The following is a 17,232-nucleotide window of genomic DNA, read 5'->3' on the forward strand; positions in this document are numbered from 1 at the left end:
TTTTTGACAAGAACTCGGTAAAAAAATGACTAACGATATAGCAATACAACAACTGGATGCACTTGGATTACGCTGCCCTGAACCAGTAATGGTGATCAGAAAAACGGTACGTAAATTGGAAGCGGGTGATTTATTAGAAATTATTGCAGACGACCCGGCCACCACACGCGATATCCCTAGTTTTTGTCGCTTTATGGAACATCAATTAGTAGAAGCACAAATTGAAACACTGCCTTACCGCTATTTGATCAAGAAAGGGTTGAAGTAATAAACAACGAGCCAATTAAGAGTTAACTAACAAATACCTTGATTAATTAACAAACACCTTGGTTTCGACATTAATTTTATTCTTATTTAACCTCAGTTCTGGTTAATGAAAGCGAAATTATATTTAAAATCATAACATTATATTTTTTGGCTACACAGTGTCGCTAGTTTTGCGTAGTTCAAGGCGAATTATTGAAGCAATAACTGGTTATTGATAGGTAATTTAACGAAGAAATCCGCAGAAATAGCGGTGTTGTATCGCTTTGCTTATCCATAACTGAGGTTATTTAGCAACCTATATCCGAGATCAATGAAGATACTTAATTTTTTGGTCTAATGATGATCATGCTATCTCAATGCAAAAAATCAACTTAACCTCTGACCAAAAACATACATTAATGCAGTTGCATCATTCAACTAGTGATAAGCAAGTTTGTGACCGTATTAATGCAATTATCCACCATTCAAATGGCAGGTCTACCCATCGATTGCCGAAGCGTTACTTATTCATGATATAAGTGTTATTCGACATATCAATGAGGATCTTTCAAGGGTGAATTAAAACCTGAAAATGGAAGCTCCCGAGGTTATTTATCCATTGCTCAAACAGAAACGTTAATACTTCATTTATCCCAGAATACTTATCGATATTCCTATCAAATTATTGATTATATTTTTGACCTTTGGCGCATATCATTCAGTATTTCTGGGTTAAATAAATAGTTACATCAACATGAATTTAGCTATAAATATCCCAAAGGTGTCCCTCATAAATTTGATGCTGAAAATTTATTGAATATTACGATCACCTTAAAGCCAATTCAGGTAAAAAGCCTATTTTATTCATGGATACAATGCCCCCATTCATTCGACTAAAGTGACATGAGGATAGATTCGAACCGGTCATGATAAAAGCATTAAAACAACAGGAAGCCTAACGCGACTAAACATCATTGTTGCATAAATTTGAATTAAATTGGGTCAGCCATTGTGAAAGGTTATGAAAAAGTGAACAGTGAATATATTAATTTCTTCTTAGAGAAGCTGAGAGCACAGCATCCATTTAATCTTTGTGTTCATTTAGTAGTAGATGGTGCAGCTTGCCATCGTGCTAATATTATTAAAAATAAAGCGAAAGAGTTTCGATAATAAATAGATGATTTTTTTGAAAGAAAACTGCCAGAAATAGGAGACTCATTATTGAGTCTAATTAATGACAACTTTCAAAAGATAACGTCTGCATCGTGAAGTGGGATGGATATATATCTTTGTACAAAGCTGTCGGGCGAACACCGCAACAGCTTATTCATGCGTAACCAAATAAAAGGATCATGAATCATTATTTGTAAAAGATTTGAAACTTAATCTAGCTCGTTTTCAGCTTGCTGAATAGCAGCAAACTCTTCAGCAGCTGAATGTTTTGATACTTCTTTATGTTTAAATACAAAGAAATATGCCATACCAACGGCATAAAGTCCCATTGCCCAAAATGCAGCACGGATGTCATAAACAAAACAAGATGTTAATGCAATCAATGCAAGAACAATAGTGATCCATGCAGTCACAACACCACCAGGAGCTCGGTAAGGACGGTGTAGTTCAGGTTCTTTACGACGTAATAAAATAAAACTATAAGCTTGTAGTGCATAAGAGATCGTGGCGCCAAATACAGCAATTTGGATCATCATATCGCCTTCACCAGTAAGCGAGGCAATAAAGCCAACAATCCCTGGTACGATCAAGCCCCACAGTGGTACTTTAGTTTTCGTTGTAAGGGATAATGACGCAGGTAAATACCCAGCACGAGAAAGTGCAAACACCAAACGACTATAACCATAAACAATAGAGAAAAAAGAAGCAATTAAACCACTTAAACCAACAACATTAACAAAGTTAGCTAACATTGAGTTTTCACCATAAGCAACACGCAACGCATCAACCAATGGAGCGCCATAACCACCAGCAGCAGAGGCGCCTGCAACACCAGGAACGAGGAACAATACAACCCCAGCTGAAACGAGTAGGAATACCATTGCGACAATAATACCGCGAGGTAAATCTTTTGCTGGATCTTTCGCTTCCTCTGCAGCTAGCGGTACACCTTCAACCGCCAAGAATAACCACATGGCAAAAGGTAATGCAGCCCAAACACCAACCCAACCTTCAGGTAAGAATGTTGTTGAACCAATCACTTCTGGATTGGGGGCAATATCAAATAGGTTAGCCGCTTCAAAGTGCGGAAGCAGACCTATTGCTGTAACGATGATCGCCACCACGGCAAATGCAGTAATTACCATCATGGTCTTCATCGCTTCACCGGCACCAACCAAATGCACACCGATAAAGACGATGTAGAATACAGCGTAAACCATTGGTCCATTCAAGCCAGTTAGTGCTTCAACATAATTACCAATAAAAATAACAATCGCAGCTGGTGCGATTACATATTCCAACAACACCGCTAACCCAGTCGCAAACCCACCAACAGGCCCCATAACTCGACGAGCAAAACTATAGCCACCACCTGCAGTCGGAATAGCAGCTGATAATTCGGCTAAGACTAGAACTAATGTAAAATACATCAGCCCCATCGCGATTGTGGCAATAAGCATACCACCCCAACCAGCAGTTCCGATACCAAAGTTCCAACCAGCATAATCACCAGATATTACATATGATACGCCGAGTGTCGCAAGTAGCATCCAACCCGCTACCCCTTTTTTCAGCTGTCGATGTTCCATAAACTCTTTGGAACCAATACCTGATGACTCTTCGTGATTTGACATAAATTTTCCCTTTAATTAAAATTATTATGTTGGCGTTAAGGTTATTTGGCGGAGACCTCCAAATTGAACAGCATCCTTTCAATCCCTACATCAAACCTATTTTCCAAGTGGTATTTGACTTCTTCTTCGTGCTTTATTTTCAAGTATTAGCTTGAAATTAAACTTTTCCTTCTAGAATTTCTTTTCGTGGTTGTGCAATGACTTCCATATTCACTAAAACACCTTTATGTTTAATACACTCAACCGCGGCATCCACAGCTGCCTGTACCGCAGCAACATCACCAGTGAAGGTCACAAAACCTTTACCACCAATCGCCATTGCCATGTGTACTTCTAACAGTTCGATATTTGCCGCTTTCACCGCTGCATCGGCAGCCTCTACTATTGCTGCAACCGAAAATGTTTCGATGATTCCCAATGCATCTGAACGCTCAATAATGCGAGATCCAGAAATGGCAGGAAATACATCAGGATGTACATTCGCAATGATTAAATCATCAACAACCTCACCTGCACCAACCTGTAATCCAGTCGCAACTGCGGCATTGATAGATGCAACATCACCACTTACCATCACCATAAATTTGCCGGGACAAATTGTGCGGTTAAACAAGATGTTAACCTCTGCGGCTTTTAACATTGCGTCTGCCACTACGTAGCCTCGCGCAATCGAATTCAATTCAATACAACCAATGGCATTTATCATTTTTTCACTCTTCTAATTATTGTTTATTAAGTCAGCGGTGCGTTCAATTACCACGATATTACTGAGTTCAGTCACTGTGCCGTCGATACTGGCATGTACAGAAACACTTAGTGCTTGATCCACTGCAGCTCCGATTAGTTGGCCCTTGCTCACAATGTCTCCAACCTTGACGACCGCTAAAGCGGGGACACCGATATGTTGAGATAACGGTATTGATACTTTTTCCAAATTTAACATTGGCTCAAGAAGATTTGCCGTCCTATGACTGTATTGCAATACTTCCAATCGTTGCATTAAGCGCTTAGTAGGTATTTTTCGGTAATCCCTTAATGGATGTACATCTTTAGTTTTTGCCTGTAACTGGGCGGGCGTCATGAGTAGATTATTTTCACGTAAGTCACGTTTCGTCGTAGCACAAACTTGACTCGGATCTAACCCTTCTGGACAAGACCACATAGTACATAAATTACATTCTGAACAAGGTTGCGCAGCCTGTGTTAGGCTGGAGTTATCATTGGCAGAAACTTGTAATGAGCGCATCGCTAAATGAGGATGTATAGGGTAACCCAACAGATTTCGAGGGCACATATCAGTACAAATAGAACACTGATCACACGCCGATTTACCAATTCGACGAAGCGCAGCTTCACTACGATTTTTGATCGTGGCGACGCGAGAACTGGCAGGCAATACTAATAACCCACTAGATATTTTAGTGATAGGTTTGCTTAAGTCATCTGTAACAGAGCCCATCATCGGACCACCTTCGACGACTATAAAGTCATCGCAGGTGATGCCACCCGCAAGTGCAATGACTTCACTATAACTCATGCCTATCGGCAACCAAGCAGTGAACGGTTCTTTTACTTCGCCATGTACGGTGACCATAGTATCGGTAACAGGTATCCCCTGTGCCGCATGAAATAGATTGATAAAAGACTCTACATTGTTGATCATCACCCCGATGTCTTTGGGAAGACCACCGGATGGAATACGGTTACCTGTTGCTTCATAAACCATTTCAGCTTCGTCACCGGCAGGATAAACATCATCCATCTCCAACAATTCAATGTTGTCAGGTATGGCATCACGGAGCACAGCGATCGTGTCCGCATGCTTTTTCTTAATACCAATCACGCCACGACTTGCACCCACTTGATGCATTGCTAACATCATGCCACCGATCAACGATGGAGCACTACATTGCATCAAAACCTGATCTTTATTCAGTAATGGTTCGCATTCTGCCCCGTTAGCGATCACAACATCCGCTTGAGACTCGAGTTTCACGTAAGTAGGAAAGCCAGCTCCACCGGCCCCGATCACGCCACCAGCTTGAATTTTCTGTAAGAATTGATCCATTTAGTTATTCTCGTATTAGTTAGCGATTGGGTTCTGGGCGATATCTAAAACAGCAGCTTTAAATGCCTCGCAGGCAGCCAAACAAGCAGCCTGTGAACCAGCTAAATGACCACCACCAAAGTTAGTTTCAGAAGGGGGAGCAAATAGATTCATCAGCTTCACATCGGCAGCTTTGAGCGCTGCATCTAAGCCCACCATAGCTTCAAGCGGTGGCGCAATAAGGTAAGCCAGTGCTCCACCTTCATCAATACCTGCTTCTTTCGATAGATATGAACCTGTCGAAGAAACTAGATGAGCGAAAAAAACGAGCTCTCCCGCTTCATCTGCACATTGAAAAGCCGCTTCATTTTCAATAAATTCTTTACAGCGCTCAAGCCCAGCTATTACATCTGCAGGACAACTACCCGCAATGATACCGATCACTTCGCCTGATGTTGGGCCCGATGAATTGTCGGCGCCCGCATAAAAAGATTTGGCATATACCACATCAACGTTAGCCGCTTTAGTAGCTTCGTCGAGGGCACAGTAGGTAACATCGTCACAGTCAGAGGTGATCAGACCAATGCTGTAATGGTGAGGTTTCAAGCCCAACTCTTTTGCATAGGCAGGATCAACTGAGGCGATCACTCGCGTTGCTAATACCGAGGATTGAATTTTGTCTAAAATAGCCATCCTTAACTCCTATTAACGCTTTAAATTAATACCGCTAGCTTTTTGAGCCAACATGGTTTTGACAAGATCTACAATCACAGCGGCAGCTTCAACTGGCGGTGTACCACCCGCATGAATATTTGAAATTACTGTTCGATCGGATTCGACTGTTTCTTCAGTAGGTTTATATATTGCATAACAACTGAGCGACTCCGATTGGCCCAATCCAGGCCGCTCTCCAATAAGCAATATATTTACTTCCGCATTTAGCAACAACCCGATTTCATCTTGCGCTTTAACTCGACCATAGCGGAGAAACAGAGGTGAACCTACCGTAAGTCCCGCATTCTTCAAGCCATTCATCAATGCGGGTAGAATTTCATCATGATTAACCGTTACGGCATCTAAGCTCAGGCCGTCAGACAAGATGACCTGTACCTGTGGCGATTTAATACATTTTTCCTGTAACAAGCTTTTTGCTTCGTCATTCAGTTTTCGCCCCAAATCTGGACGTGTTAAATATTCATCCTTATCGGTCGCACAGGATTGAATTTCTATTAAATTTCGCTCCTGTAACCAAGATGATTCAACATTTTTAATCACGGTATCTTTCGAGCGAGAGTGGTCCGCAAGAAAGCGTAAAAGTGCAGATGTACGCGGACGAGGCCCAGCACGGCCTTTACATACTCGAGCATCGGTCTGATTGATCAGGTCATCATTAATTTTAGGATCCAATGCATCAACGACACCGTTCCATTTTTTGAATTTTATTCCACCCAAATCTGGTAGTGCATCATCATTTTTCGTCGGTTGAGGAGCTAAGGTCGCATCTACAATTTTAGTAACTGCAGATGGCGTAATGCTGGTTTCCCCTAACTGCGATAACACAGTTGATACGATGTCCTGAATTTTTTGTTCGTTCATTGCCACGCCCTTACTTAAAGAAGATTGACGGATCGCCCGCTTTTTTAGTTAAGCGGCCATTTTCCATCAGCCCCATAGTTTCCATCCATGCTTCAAATTCTGGTGCAGGACGTAACCCCAACAGCTGTCGAGTCGTTGCGGTATCATGAAAAGAAGTCGTTTGGTAATTCAACATAATGTCATCACCCATACCCATGCCAATAACAAAATTGATACCCGATGCGGCCAATAATGTGACTAGGTTTTCATTGGAGTTTTGATCAGTATCTGCATGATTGGTATAACAAGCATCACAACCCATTGGCAAACCAGAAAGTTTACCCATGAAATGATCTTCTAAACCTGCACGAATAATTTGTTGGTGGTTATACAGGTATTCAGGTCCAATGAAGCCGACAACCGTATTCACCATGTGGGGTTTATAACGTCGAGCTAAACCGTAACAACGCGCCTCTAATGTCATTTGATCTGCTCCATAGTGCGCATCTGCGGACAATGCAGAACCCTGTCCAGTTTCAAAATACATCATATCGTCACCTGCCAATCGACAATACTCTTTGCCTACTTCATAGGCTTCATCTAACATATCAATGTCAACACCAAACTCGGCTAAGCCTTTTTCAGAACCGGAAAGACTTTGGAACAGTAAACCACCTGGTGCGCCTTTGCGTACCGCTTCCATCTGCGTAGTAATATGCGCAAGTACACAAGGCTGTGTTGGAATATTCCATTTATCGATCACGTCTTGAATAGAGTTAAGCATCTGCGTAGTATTTTCGACACTATCAGTAACAGGGTTAATCCCAATAACAGCATCACCACACCCATAAGCCAACCCTTCATAGGTTTGCGCCATGATTGATGCAACATTATCGCGAGTATCGTTGGGCTGTAAACGGCAACTAAAACGCCCAGGAATCCCCAAAGTGCCGTTTGCTTTTGAAACGACAGGCAATTTCTTCGCACCGTACATTAGGTCTGAATTTGAACAAATCTTAGCGACCGCAGATACCATTTCTGCACTAAGGCCTTTACGTAAACGCTGAAATTCTTCCAGAGAAGGTTCATCGGATAACACGTATTCCCTTAATTCACTAACAGACCAATTCTGAATTTGTTGGTAAACATAATGGTTAAGCCCGTCTTGATTGATTCGGGTAATGGCATCAATGTCATAACTTACCACTGGATTTTCCCTGAGATCTTTCAAGGTTAATTCAGACAGAACATACTTAGCTGCAACTCGTTCCTGTGCGGTTCTTGCGGCAATGCCAGCTAAAATATCACCAGAACGTAAATCCGAAGCTTTAGCAAGTACCTCTTTAACATCCTTAAATTGGTAAGTCTGACCGAATAGGCTCGTTTTCAATTTCATGCACAACTCCTTTTTAAGACGGGAAAGCGAGTGATTTCACTGTAAGAGGAACTATCTCCCCGCCAAAATAACTTTTACCAATATCTATATAATCTCCCTCACGCGTTATCACTTCATCGATAACCGTTAACGCCTGAGGAAGGAGCAAAGGTTGTAATTCCATACCTAATGCTTTGCCAATATCATTCTGTACAACAACCAATGCCGGATCATTATGGTTGCCATGATCACGATAAAACTTGGCCAATTCTTTAGCTGCATGTTGAACCGCATAATATTTTTCAGGCATTCCGGTATCCAGTGCAACCACATAACGGTCACAACCTAGCACCAGATCCATACGCTCTGCGGCAATCACAATTTCATTACATATATCAGGTGTAGGTTGTTGCCAATCGATCGCCGGATGCACGACGGGTATATTCTTTAGTGGTAGTTCATCGGCATATAACCAGATGGTTGATCCAGACAGTGACAAAGAGTAAGCGCCTGCGCCAATAACGGTGGCACGTAATGTTTGACTTGGCTTGCAAATAGGCATTGCACTGATCGCACTATTGCGTAATAACGCACGTGCCAATAGGGGGCCAATATCTCCAAATTGAGTGCTATCAAATGATTTTTTTTGTTGTTGGTAGTAACACTCACCAACGCCACCACTAAAGAAAATTGCATCAATATTAGCAATATCTTTGAGTTCAGGAGTTTGTAGCAAATGTGCTGTAAGCTTTGTCATCTTGCCCTGAATCAGTTCAACAATTAATTCCGCCATTCGAACTGCGACACGATTAAGGTGATCAAGTGTCAAATCACGTGGGTTAAAACTGTCACCAAACAACTCTTTGATCACAGCAACGCCTGGTTTGTGAATGTAATGACATCCTCCCTGTTCATTAAGCTCAATCAAGCGACCACCGATATTGAGACAAGCAGTATCAACAACCCGACCGCAATCAAAAATAACAAAATTTGAAGTACCACCGCCCACATCTATATTCATCACTTTTTGGTGATTATCCTGAGAATACTTCTGTGCACCACTACCACGTCCTGCAATCACAGATTCTAAATTTGGGCCTGCCGTCGCAACGACAAAATCACCTAACTGTTGAGACAAGTCCATCACAGCGACACGCGCATTATCTGCTTTGGCCGTCTCTCCAGTAATAATAATTGCCCCACTTTCTACCCCTTTACCCGCTAAACCCGCCAATTCAAACTGGCTGTCAATAAAAACACGCAAACGATCGGTATCAATCATGCCTTGATGATTAATTGGCGTGAAGACAACAGGGCTTTGATAAGAAATATAACGATCCACAAATTCATAAACAGCGACTTGGCTAGCGGGTGCGCGGTTAACCACAGTCAAGTCAGAAAAAATTACTTGTGTTGTTGTGGTGCCGATATCAATACCGACACTGTGAATGATTTTGCGTTCCATTAGCAGTACCCTTCAGGAAAGTCATTTGCAAGTACGCGATTAAGTAAGACGACTATTTGTGTGGCAGTGACTTGGCGTGGATTCCCGATGAGGCAGATATCTAACATTGCTCTTTCAGCAAGTTGCGGTAAGTCACCTGTATTAATATTATAAACAGTTAGTGAGTTTGGTAACCCTAGATCCTGCACTAAGCTTCGAACCATCTGAATAACCGCATTACAACTCTCACGCTGGGTCATGGATTCAACTTTTATGCCCATCGCAACGGCCAGTTCGGCGTAACCTTTTTCGCAGGTCAGTGCATTGAATGCCATCACATAAGGCAACAAGATCGCATTCGCAACACCATGCGGTATATGGTATTGAGCACCAATTTGGTGTGCTATCGCATGAGTTAACCCAAGTCCTGCATTACTAAACGCGATTCCAGCCTTATATGCGGCAATAGACATCTCATAACGCATATCCAAATCATCTCCACATCCAACAGCTACCGGAAGAGATTTAATAACCGTTTCAATTGCGTGATAGGCGTAAGCTTTAGATAAAGGATTAGTCTCACGTGATACATATGCTTCGATTGCATGTGTCAGGGTATCGATACCAGTCGCAGCAGTAACATGATCGGGCACCCCTAGCATTAACACGGGATCGAGCAATGCAAAATCAGGTACCAAGGCAGGTCCTTTTACTGGTACCTTAATACCGTACTCTAGATCTTGAATAACCGTAATATCGGTCGTTTCAGATCCCGTACCTGCAGTAGTTGGAATACATCCAAGACCCACTTTACGTGACGCTATACCACCAATTTTCAAATCAGCCAAAGGCCCTTGATGATCAATCATCACCGCCATTCCCTTGGCTGCATCAAGTGCAGATCCACCTCCGATACCAACCACAAAGTCAGCTTTACTTTGCTTTAAGACCTTGATTCCCTGATTGATAATTACAGTATCCGGCTCTCCTTCCACTTCAGTAAAAAGAGTCAAGCCGATACCAGCAAGAGTGATTGATTGTTCACAGCCAGACACAAGACCTAGTTGATGTACAAGCTTGTCCGCAACGAGTAGCACATGAGTCGCGCCTAATTCTAGAAGCGTATCCCCCAACTGGCTAACACAATAAGCACCTGTTACCGTTATTGCTGGAGAGCGGAAGGTAAAACTTTTACCTGAGCATGGTCGTTTTTTTTGCTGCTCACCAGATTCACTCAAATATTGTGTGATAGTCTGATTTACCACGGTTGCAATATCGTTAGCAGACATGTGTTTTTCCATAACTTAACTATTCCCTTTGATCATTAAGCCATAACTAGCTATCGCCAATGGGGTTAAATATAGTGCTTTGGAGAATTCAATAATGTCAATATCTGGAAGTCGTTTCTTAAATACTTGAGCAAAACCACTGATCAGTGTGCCACCACCAGTGAGGTAAATAGCATTCGGTTGATAGCCTGTTATGTGTCCTGCAACGATATCAGCCATTTTCTCAATCACAGGTTTAGTCATTGAGGCAATAACTAGATCGTTTTCACCACCCCGTTTTAACTGCTCTGCCTCTTCAATGGTTATCTTCATGCCACCCGCAATGGTCAAGGTAACATGCCGCCCACCAGAGGGTTCATCTAGTGACACAACCAGCTCACCATTTTCGATAATGGCAGTACCCGTTGTACCACCACCAACATCAACCACGGCACCACTGTTAATATCTAATAAAGCAGCAACACTGGCTGGTTCATCGATCACTTTCGTCACCTCGACGCCGGCAGACTCCACCACATTGATAGAGATCCGAGCATCGGTACCAGGAGGATATGATGTTACCGCTTCAGTCACAGAGCATCCTAGTTTTAGCTCTATTTTTTCTAGTTGTTTACGCACGATCTGACACGCACCAAAATAATCTACCACTACACCATCCTGAACCACATCGGCCCAATCTAGAAAGGCTGCAATAGGAGCTCCTTCACCATCTACCACAACAGTCTGAATATCCGCTGTCCCAAGATCAATGCCGACCTGCCAAGTTGCTGGTGCTTTCACGGGTGTTACATCATTAACTAACTTCTCGATTGTCAGCAGATACTGATCAATCAGAGTAAGACGTTGACTATCGACGATCTGCTTTGTGTCATTTACCATGGTTGGTATCATTGTTGTAGTTGTCATTTACACAATCCTAAAGGAGTCAACTAGCGTGCAACGACGTTTGCGGGTGAAGGTTAATGCATTGGTTACCCCTTCTCCTGTTGGTGTTGAAATAGTCATGGTAGTCCAACCTTCTCCACCTGCACCAATTGCAGCTAGAGCAGGACCATTTTTTGCCAGCAAACTACAATCCATTTCATGTGCCATGCGAGTTAATACATCAATATTTTTTGAATGAATAGCAGCGGTATGACGATTTCCATTTTCTAATTCAACAGCCCAGTCAATTGCCTGATCCGCGTTAGCCGCTCTGATCAACGGTAAAATAGGCATCATCTGTTCTGTCACAGCAAAAACATGTGATTTGTCTGCTTCAAATATCAATAGACGGACTTCATCCGGGACTTCGATACCAGCAGCGGCTGCAATTTTTGAGGCATCGCGACCAACCCAACGAGGATCAGCAGATGGTTTATCACCTGGATATCCTTTTAATACGACACGAGCAATCGCTTCTGCTTGCGTAGCGCTCAACTCATATGCACCATTGCGACACATTGCTGCCTTTAACTCATCGGCAATTGAGTCCACTGCAATAATTTCTTTTTCTAATGCACAAACAATATTATTATCAAACGAAGCACCATCGACAATAGAGATAGCTGCACGTTCGATATCAGCAGTTTCATCTACAACGACTGGTGGATTACCAGGGCCTGCTGCAATCATGCGTTTATCGGTAATTTCGCGAGCAGCATCTACTACTGCATCACCGCCAGTAACCACTAAAAGACGAATTCCTGGATAGGTAAATAAGGCACGTGCATTATCTAATGAGGGTTTCAAAACAGTAGTGCAAATATTTTCTGGACCGCCAACACTTACCGATGCTTGATTGATCAATTGGATCGTATGCTGACAAACACCTTTTGCAGCTGGGTGGGGTGCAAAAACAATCGAGTTGCCTGATGCAATCATACTGATAGCATTATTGATTACAGTACAGGTTGGGTTGGTGCTCGGAGTCACCGATGCAATAACACCCCAAGGCGCATTTTCCATCAAACTCATACCCGCATCGCCGGTTACAGCTTGTGGGACCAAAATTTCAGTGCCTGGAGTACGACAAGCGACCAAAAGATGTTTTTTAATTTTGTCTTCAACTCGTCCAAAACCCGTTTCTTTTACTGCCATTTCTGACAGCTCACGCGAATATTTCTTTGTCATCCGACGAATAGCTTGGATAATCTTATCTCGAATTGCGACATTGCGAATCTGCTTTTGTGCTTGAGTTGCAGCAGCAACCGCATCATCCAGACTTTCAAATACACCATCATTACCATTCAACGATGCAGGAGCAGTAACCTGTCCACTCAACTGCGTTACCACGCGTCTGACAATTTCTTCTATTTCCTGTTGTTTCATGTAGAGATACTCCTGCAATTTTTCGCTATATCACATTGCTTAAATCCAGTGTTGTTTAAGTTTTTATTCAAACTCGCTACACACGAGTTATCGCTACTTAACTATTTTTACTGTTGCTATTTGCAATATATTTGCCCGTCTTCAGATGCGACTATGTCAATAATACCAACAACACAAAGGTCAACTGGGGAGGCTTGTTCCGCACTGTTATAAGCAGTTCGTGCAGAACTACCTGCAACAACCAAGACCCATTCACCTTCACCCGCCCCAAGTTGGTCCATTGCCACATGAACATCACCAGAAGACTTGCCTTGTTTATCGATATACTCAACTAAACACAACTTATCCATTCTCATGTTGTTACTTCGTACTGTGGCGATTACATGGCCAATTACGCGAGCTATTCTCATGAGTTATCCTTTTTATTCAACACCACCTTCAGCCCTATATGGCTTGGAAGGAGGCTACTACTTAGCTTTAATTGGAAATATTTTTTCCAGATCACTGTGTGGGCGAGGAATCACATGAACAGCAATTAACTCACCAAGGCGTTGAGCGACAACAGAACCTGCATCAGTCGCCGCTTTACAAGAGGCGACATCGCCACGGATAAAAGCTGTGACATAGCCAGAACCAATTTGCTGGTAACCCACTAATTCAACCTGTGCTGCTTTTACCATTGCATCTGATGCTTCAATCAGTGCAGTAAGACCTTTTGTTTCTAAAATACCTAAAGCATCCATTTTTATTTCCTTAAAATGAGTTAATTATTTTTTGTTAGTCGATTTAGTTGCTGGAACTGTCGTTTTTTCAGCATTAGAAATTGGAAAAATACCTTCTAGATCTGAATGCGGACGAGGGATTACATGTACTGCAACCAATTCACCAAGTCGTTGTGCAGCAGCAGCACCTGCATCTGTTGCTGCTTTGCAGGCAGCCACATCACCACGTACCATGGCAGATACGATACCCGAACCAATTTGTTTGTAACCAACCAGCTCAACACGCGCGGCTTTTACCATCGCATCCGACGCTTCAATTAATGCAGTCATGCCTTTTGTTTCAATAATGCCCAGTGCTTCCATTATGTTCTCCTTAAAATTCAACAAGTTAATATGTTAATCACATATATTTGATGCCAATACGGCAATGTCTACAATATCGTCAGCACTGCAACCACGTGACAAATCGTGTACAGGGTGTGCAAGCCCTTGTAGCATAGGCCCTAGGGCGATATACCCCCCCAGACGCTGCGCCACCTTGTACGCAATATTGCCCGCATTTAACGACGGGAAAATAAATACATTAGCCTGCCCAACCAAAGGACTGTTAGGCATTTTCTGAGCTGCGACAGAAGGCACAAATGCAGCATCGAACTGTACTTCACCGTCAATAATCAAATCTGGCGCGCGCTGCTTTACTAATTCCGTCGCTTCTAGCATCTTACTGGCAGCCGGATGTTTCGCACTGCCTTTAGTCGAGAAAGACAACATCGCGACTTTTGGCTCTATTCCAGTTAAACGCTTATAATTAGTGGCTGTATCGATGGCGATATCAGCCAACTGTTCGACTGTAGGTTCAGGAATCACCCCAGCATCTGAAAATGCATGCACTTGACTGCCATCGGGAGAAAGCATCAAGAAAAAGCTTGAGACCGTTTTGGCTCCAGGTAATACACCAACACCTTTAATAGCGGCTCGGATCATGTCACCAGTAGAAGAAATATTGCCGCCAATACAAATATCGGCATACCCCTGTTCAACCATCATCATAGAAAAATACAGTGGTTGTTTTAATAATTCCTCTGCATCCTCTTTGCTAATCGGTTTCTTCTGCTTTGCCATATAAAGGCTAACCATCTGATCAAAACAACCTGCAAATTCCGGTGTCAGAGTAGTTAAACTGGGTACTGCAATCCCACTTTGATGGGCCCGATCACGTAACATAAAAGGGTTACCTAACAAAATAGGCTCAGCTAACCCCTGTAATTTAAGTTCATTAGCAGCATGCAACAAACGGACATCTGCAGAATCAGGGAAAACAATGCGCTTCGGCTGTTTTCGGCACTGAGCCCTACAGCGTTCAAGCAGTTCCATTATGCAATTCCCCTAACAACGATTGTTTCCCGTTCTGACATTGCCAGGTCAGAATCATGACCACGTAGACTGCACTCGACAATCTATTGAGACCAGCAATGATGTCCGGACGAGAAAGTTGCATGCTGGCATCTAAAAAGACTCGGCTAGAAATTAATTCCAGCTCTCGAATGAGTGCACGCAGGTAATTCAGTTGAGCAACGAGTGGTCCATAACTCACATCTGGTAGCATATGGTCATGCTCTAAATACTTGAGAGGATAATGTGACCACTGATGAATTGTGTCAGCACAAAAATCGCCTAATCCAGGTAATTCCAACTCTCGTTCTGTTACTTCAGCTTGTAGTACATGTCCAAGATAGGAACGAATATCTGCGACAAACCCTTTTAACATGGGAGGGCTTTCTTCCATCTGTGTTTGTACGATGACACAATAACTAATGCAGCTATCTAGTTTGCCTCGCAGCTCAATTCTAGGATGTGTTTTGGGTACCAGTAATTTGTCATTAAGATGCGTCATGAGTGCAGGCTTATCTACAACTTCTGAGCCACATAACAAACAGCCATTCTTAGGACGTATGTTATTGCTTTTTAATGGGTGTACCTTAACTAGCACGTCTGCGGACTCATCATTGGAAACAGATCTACTTTCAGCGATAAACATCTGACCTTTTTCGTCACGCCAGCGCACTTTGATATTCTTATCATTCAAAAGCCCATGTGCAGCGGGCGTGAATCGACACCCAGGGGTAAGTTGAATCTCACTACCATGGGCTAAACCGAAGTGCTGACGTAGATAATCTTCAGTAATAAATTTAGGGTCAGACACACTAGTCATTGGTTACGACCATTCTGCTGGGTAGGTCACATAGACATAACGGACGTGGGTTGGTGTACCAAACTCTACAGAGCTACCTTTAGGAATAAAAACCACATCACCCGGTTTACCTATCGTAGTACCGGATGCAGTTTTCACATGTAATTCACCTTCGAGTACCACATTAACTTCATCATAATTTAGGGTCCAAGGAAAAAAAGCATTTTCCCAGCCCATATAACCCACCCCCATGTTACTGCCATCTGCAGCGCCTAAAACATCCGTCAATCCAATATTCTTGCCGGGCGCACCATCAAACACCTCTAATTCAACCGCATTACCACGAATCATCACGATTCCATCATCGTTAATCTGACGTGGAGAAGCTGGCGCTTTACTATCAAAATTAGCCATTGCCTTAGCCACTAACGACTTTATTAAGTCACTTTGGCTTCCATCTACATTGGGTAATCTCGCCTCAATTTCTGCTTGTATAGATTGTGCGGTCGTTAACGTTGTTGAAGCTTCTACTTCTTTAGTGGCCATAGAGGCAGGATTAAGATTAGTCTCAACTTCGTGTTCAAGAATAGCAATTTCGTTGGTACTGGCTAGATCCCGAGCTTCTGGAGTAATAATAAAATCTTTAGCAGGAGCAACTATATACGTTTTTTTTTCAGACTTTACGCGTCGAATATCAGCTGCCGAAATAAGTATTTTCATTAACTACAATCCTTATTGGTATTTATACAACATGCACTGGGTCGGACTGCAGCGCTAATAAATGTTGATAGAGACTATCAATCGATGCTTGATCAAAAATCGAAATTTGCAAGTATGGCTCAGGTAAACCATTCTGCTTGAATAGCTTAGAGGCTTTGGCAATATCAGCATCGTTTGCGTCAATTTTGCTAATCACACTAACAATATTTTTATTTGGATAAACTCTGAGCAGCCCACTAGGGACAGCAAAATGCTTCGCATTTGCAGGTTGTAAGCAAACGATGGTTTTAACACTGGCGATTGTTGATAATAAAGCGCCGTTCCAAGACCTGTTATCTACAAATTCACCAGGAGTATCAACAACATGACCGCAATAAAAGATAGGAGCCTGAGTTTTACCAGTAGCAGTTTTCTGAGCAATTAACTTATCCAATAATGCAGACTTACCCGCATCAACTTCTCCAATAATCGCAATACTAGCTAAACCATCTTTGCTCATATAAATA

The 17,232-nt window shown here is 42.5% G+C and carries 19 protein-coding genes; 2 read left to right on the top strand and 17 right to left on the bottom strand.

The genetic code is table 11. From position 1 onward, the window contains the following. Positions 1–25: 25 nt before the first annotated feature. Together tusA and H592_RS24365 are read left to right on the top strand one after the other, a co-directional pair. Positions 26–268 carry a sulfurtransferase TusA gene (gene tusA, locus H592_RS0104790; protein WP_028867773.1) on the top strand — a complete coding sequence of 81 codons (243 nt, stop codon included), beginning with the start codon at positions 26–28 and terminating at the stop codon, positions 266–268. A 1,007-nt stretch (positions 269–1,275) separates the two neighbouring features. Further along, positions 1,276–1,416, top strand: coding sequence for a hypothetical protein (locus tag H592_RS24365; RefSeq protein WP_156916073.1), 141 nt, complete (start codon positions 1,276–1,278; stop codon positions 1,414–1,416). A gap of 212 nt (positions 1,417–1,628) precedes the next feature. Here H592_RS24365 and eat read toward each other — a convergent pair whose 3' ends face one another. The 17 genes from eat to H592_RS0104880 all read right to left on the bottom strand — a co-directional run bounded on the left by eat (position 1,629) and on the right by H592_RS0104880 (position 17,225). Next, on the bottom strand, positions 1,629–3,053 hold the full coding sequence (gene eat, locus H592_RS0104800; RefSeq protein ID WP_037070923.1) for an ethanolamine permease: 1,425 nt from the start codon (positions 3,051–3,053) through the stop codon (positions 1,629–1,631). 157 nt (positions 3,054–3,210) lie between these two features. Further along, a complete protein-coding gene (locus H592_RS0104805) occupies positions 3,211–3,759 on the bottom strand; it encodes a BMC domain-containing protein (protein WP_028867775.1) in 549 nt (182 codons plus the stop codon). A gap of 12 nt (positions 3,760–3,771) precedes the next feature. After that, positions 3,772–5,121 carry a 4Fe-4S dicluster domain-containing protein gene (locus tag H592_RS0104810; RefSeq protein ID WP_028867776.1) on the bottom strand — a complete coding sequence of 450 codons (1,350 nt, stop codon included), beginning with the start codon at positions 5,119–5,121 and terminating at the stop codon, positions 3,772–3,774. A gap of 15 nt (positions 5,122–5,136) precedes the next feature. Further along, positions 5,137–5,793, bottom strand: coding sequence for an ethanolamine utilization microcompartment protein EutL (gene eutL / locus H592_RS0104815; protein WP_028867777.1), 657 nt, complete (start codon positions 5,791–5,793; stop codon positions 5,137–5,139). Between the two features lie 12 nt (positions 5,794–5,805). Then, positions 5,806–6,696, bottom strand: coding sequence for an ethanolamine ammonia-lyase subunit EutC (eutC, locus tag H592_RS0104820; RefSeq protein WP_028867778.1), 891 nt, complete (start codon positions 6,694–6,696; stop codon positions 5,806–5,808). 10 nt (positions 6,697–6,706) lie between these two features. Then, positions 6,707–8,071, bottom strand: coding sequence for an ethanolamine ammonia-lyase subunit EutB (locus H592_RS0104825; RefSeq protein ID WP_028867779.1), 1,365 nt, complete (start codon positions 8,069–8,071; stop codon positions 6,707–6,709). Between the two features lie 13 nt (positions 8,072–8,084). Beyond that, complete coding sequence (locus H592_RS0104830) at positions 8,085–9,515, bottom strand: ethanolamine ammonia-lyase reactivating factor EutA (protein ID WP_028867780.1); 1,431 nt, start codon at positions 9,513–9,515, stop codon at positions 8,085–8,087. Beyond that, entirely contained in the window at positions 9,515–10,783 is a 1,269-nt protein-coding gene (locus tag H592_RS0104835; protein ID WP_245600364.1) for an iron-containing alcohol dehydrogenase, read from the bottom strand. Before H592_RS0104835 ends, H592_RS0104830 begins: the two co-directional genes overlap by 1 nt. Before the next feature lie 15 nt (positions 10,784–10,798). Beyond that, positions 10,799–11,689: an ethanolamine utilization protein EutJ gene (gene eutJ, locus H592_RS0104840; RefSeq protein WP_245600365.1), complete on the bottom strand. Its 891-nt coding sequence runs from the start codon at positions 11,687–11,689 to the stop codon at positions 10,799–10,801. Beyond that, complete coding sequence (locus H592_RS0104845) at positions 11,690–13,093, bottom strand: aldehyde dehydrogenase family protein (protein ID WP_028867783.1); 1,404 nt, start codon at positions 13,091–13,093, stop codon at positions 11,690–11,692. 116 nt (positions 13,094–13,209) lie between these two features. After that, complete coding sequence (locus tag H592_RS0104850; protein ID WP_028867784.1) at positions 13,210–13,503, bottom strand: EutN/CcmL family microcompartment protein; 294 nt, start codon at positions 13,501–13,503, stop codon at positions 13,210–13,212. 57 nt (positions 13,504–13,560) lie between these two features. Beyond that, positions 13,561–13,836, bottom strand: a complete 276-nt coding sequence (eutM, locus tag H592_RS0104855; protein ID WP_028867785.1) for an ethanolamine utilization microcompartment protein EutM — start codon at positions 13,834–13,836, stop codon at positions 13,561–13,563. Between the two features lie 24 nt (positions 13,837–13,860). Next, the gene (eutM, locus tag H592_RS0104860; protein WP_028867786.1) at positions 13,861–14,178 is read right to left on the bottom strand and encodes an ethanolamine utilization microcompartment protein EutM; all 318 of its coding nucleotides are present in this window, start codon (positions 14,176–14,178) and stop codon (positions 13,861–13,863) included. Positions 14,179–14,211: 33 nt separating this feature from the next. Continuing rightward, positions 14,212–15,189, bottom strand: coding sequence for a phosphate acetyltransferase (pta, locus tag H592_RS0104865; RefSeq protein WP_028867787.1), 978 nt, complete (start codon positions 15,187–15,189; stop codon positions 14,212–14,214). After that, positions 15,176–16,027, bottom strand: coding sequence for an ethanolamine utilization cob(I)yrinic acid a,c-diamide adenosyltransferase EutT (gene eutT, locus H592_RS0104870; protein ID WP_028867788.1), 852 nt, complete (start codon positions 16,025–16,027; stop codon positions 15,176–15,178). The genes pta and eutT overlap by 14 nt, the downstream gene beginning before the upstream one ends. Before the next feature lie 3 nt (positions 16,028–16,030). Beyond that, positions 16,031–16,726, bottom strand: coding sequence for an ethanolamine utilization acetate kinase EutQ (gene eutQ, locus H592_RS0104875; protein WP_028867789.1), 696 nt, complete (start codon positions 16,724–16,726; stop codon positions 16,031–16,033). A gap of 22 nt (positions 16,727–16,748) precedes the next feature. Beyond that, a complete protein-coding gene (locus tag H592_RS0104880; protein WP_028867790.1) occupies positions 16,749–17,225 on the bottom strand; it encodes a EutP/PduV family microcompartment system protein in 477 nt (158 codons plus the stop codon). Positions 17,226–17,232 lie beyond the last annotated feature (7 nt).

The sequence above is a fragment of the Psychromonas arctica DSM 14288 genome (assembly GCF_000482725.1).
GTDB classification, from domain to species: domain Bacteria; phylum Pseudomonadota; class Gammaproteobacteria; order Enterobacterales; family Psychromonadaceae; genus Psychromonas; species Psychromonas arctica.

Excerpts from the sequence above, each read along its gene's own strand:
- tusA (WP_028867773.1), top strand. The coding sequence starts at position 26 with ATGACTAACGATATAGCAATACAACAACTGGATGCACTTGGATTACGC.
- eat (WP_037070923.1), bottom strand. The coding sequence starts at position 3,053 with ATGTCAAATCACGAAGAGTCATCAGGTATTGGTTCCAAAGAGTTTATG.
- H592_RS0104805 (WP_028867775.1), bottom strand. The coding sequence starts at position 3,759 with ATGATAAATGCCATTGGTTGTATTGAATTGAATTCGATTGCGCGAGGC.
- H592_RS0104810 (WP_028867776.1), bottom strand. The coding sequence starts at position 5,121 with ATGGATCAATTCTTACAGAAAATTCAAGCTGGTGGCGTGATCGGGGCC.
- eutL (WP_028867777.1), bottom strand. The coding sequence starts at position 5,793 with ATGGCTATTTTAGACAAAATTCAATCCTCGGTATTAGCAACGCGAGTG.
- eutC (WP_028867778.1), bottom strand. The coding sequence starts at position 6,696 with ATGAACGAACAAAAAATTCAGGACATCGTATCAACTGTGTTATCGCAG.
- H592_RS0104825 (WP_028867779.1), bottom strand. The coding sequence starts at position 8,071 with ATGAAATTGAAAACGAGCCTATTCGGTCAGACTTACCAATTTAAGGAT.
- H592_RS0104830 (WP_028867780.1), bottom strand. The coding sequence starts at position 9,515 with ATGGAACGCAAAATCATTCACAGTGTCGGTATTGATATCGGCACCACA.
- H592_RS0104835 (WP_245600364.1), bottom strand. The coding sequence starts at position 10,783 with ATGTCTGCTAACGATATTGCAACCGTGGTAAATCAGACTATCACACAA.
- eutJ (WP_245600365.1), bottom strand. The coding sequence starts at position 11,689 with ATGACAACTACAACAATGATACCAACCATGGTAAATGACACAAAGCAG.
- H592_RS0104845 (WP_028867783.1), bottom strand. The coding sequence starts at position 13,093 with ATGAAACAACAGGAAATAGAAGAAATTGTCAGACGCGTGGTAACGCAG.
- H592_RS0104850 (WP_028867784.1), bottom strand. The coding sequence starts at position 13,503 with ATGAGAATAGCTCGCGTAATTGGCCATGTAATCGCCACAGTACGAAGT.
- eutM (WP_028867785.1), bottom strand. The coding sequence starts at position 13,836 with ATGGATGCTTTAGGTATTTTAGAAACAAAAGGTCTTACTGCACTGATT.
- eutM (WP_028867786.1), bottom strand. The coding sequence starts at position 14,178 with ATGGAAGCACTGGGCATTATTGAAACAAAAGGCATGACTGCATTAATT.
- pta (WP_028867787.1), bottom strand. The coding sequence starts at position 15,189 with ATGGAACTGCTTGAACGCTGTAGGGCTCAGTGCCGAAAACAGCCGAAG.
- eutT (WP_028867788.1), bottom strand. The coding sequence starts at position 16,027 with ATGACTAGTGTGTCTGACCCTAAATTTATTACTGAAGATTATCTACGT.
- eutQ (WP_028867789.1), bottom strand. The coding sequence starts at position 16,726 with ATGAAAATACTTATTTCGGCAGCTGATATTCGACGCGTAAAGTCTGAA.
- H592_RS0104880 (WP_028867790.1), bottom strand. The coding sequence starts at position 17,225 with ATGAGCAAAGATGGTTTAGCTAGTATTGCGATTATTGGAGAAGTTGAT.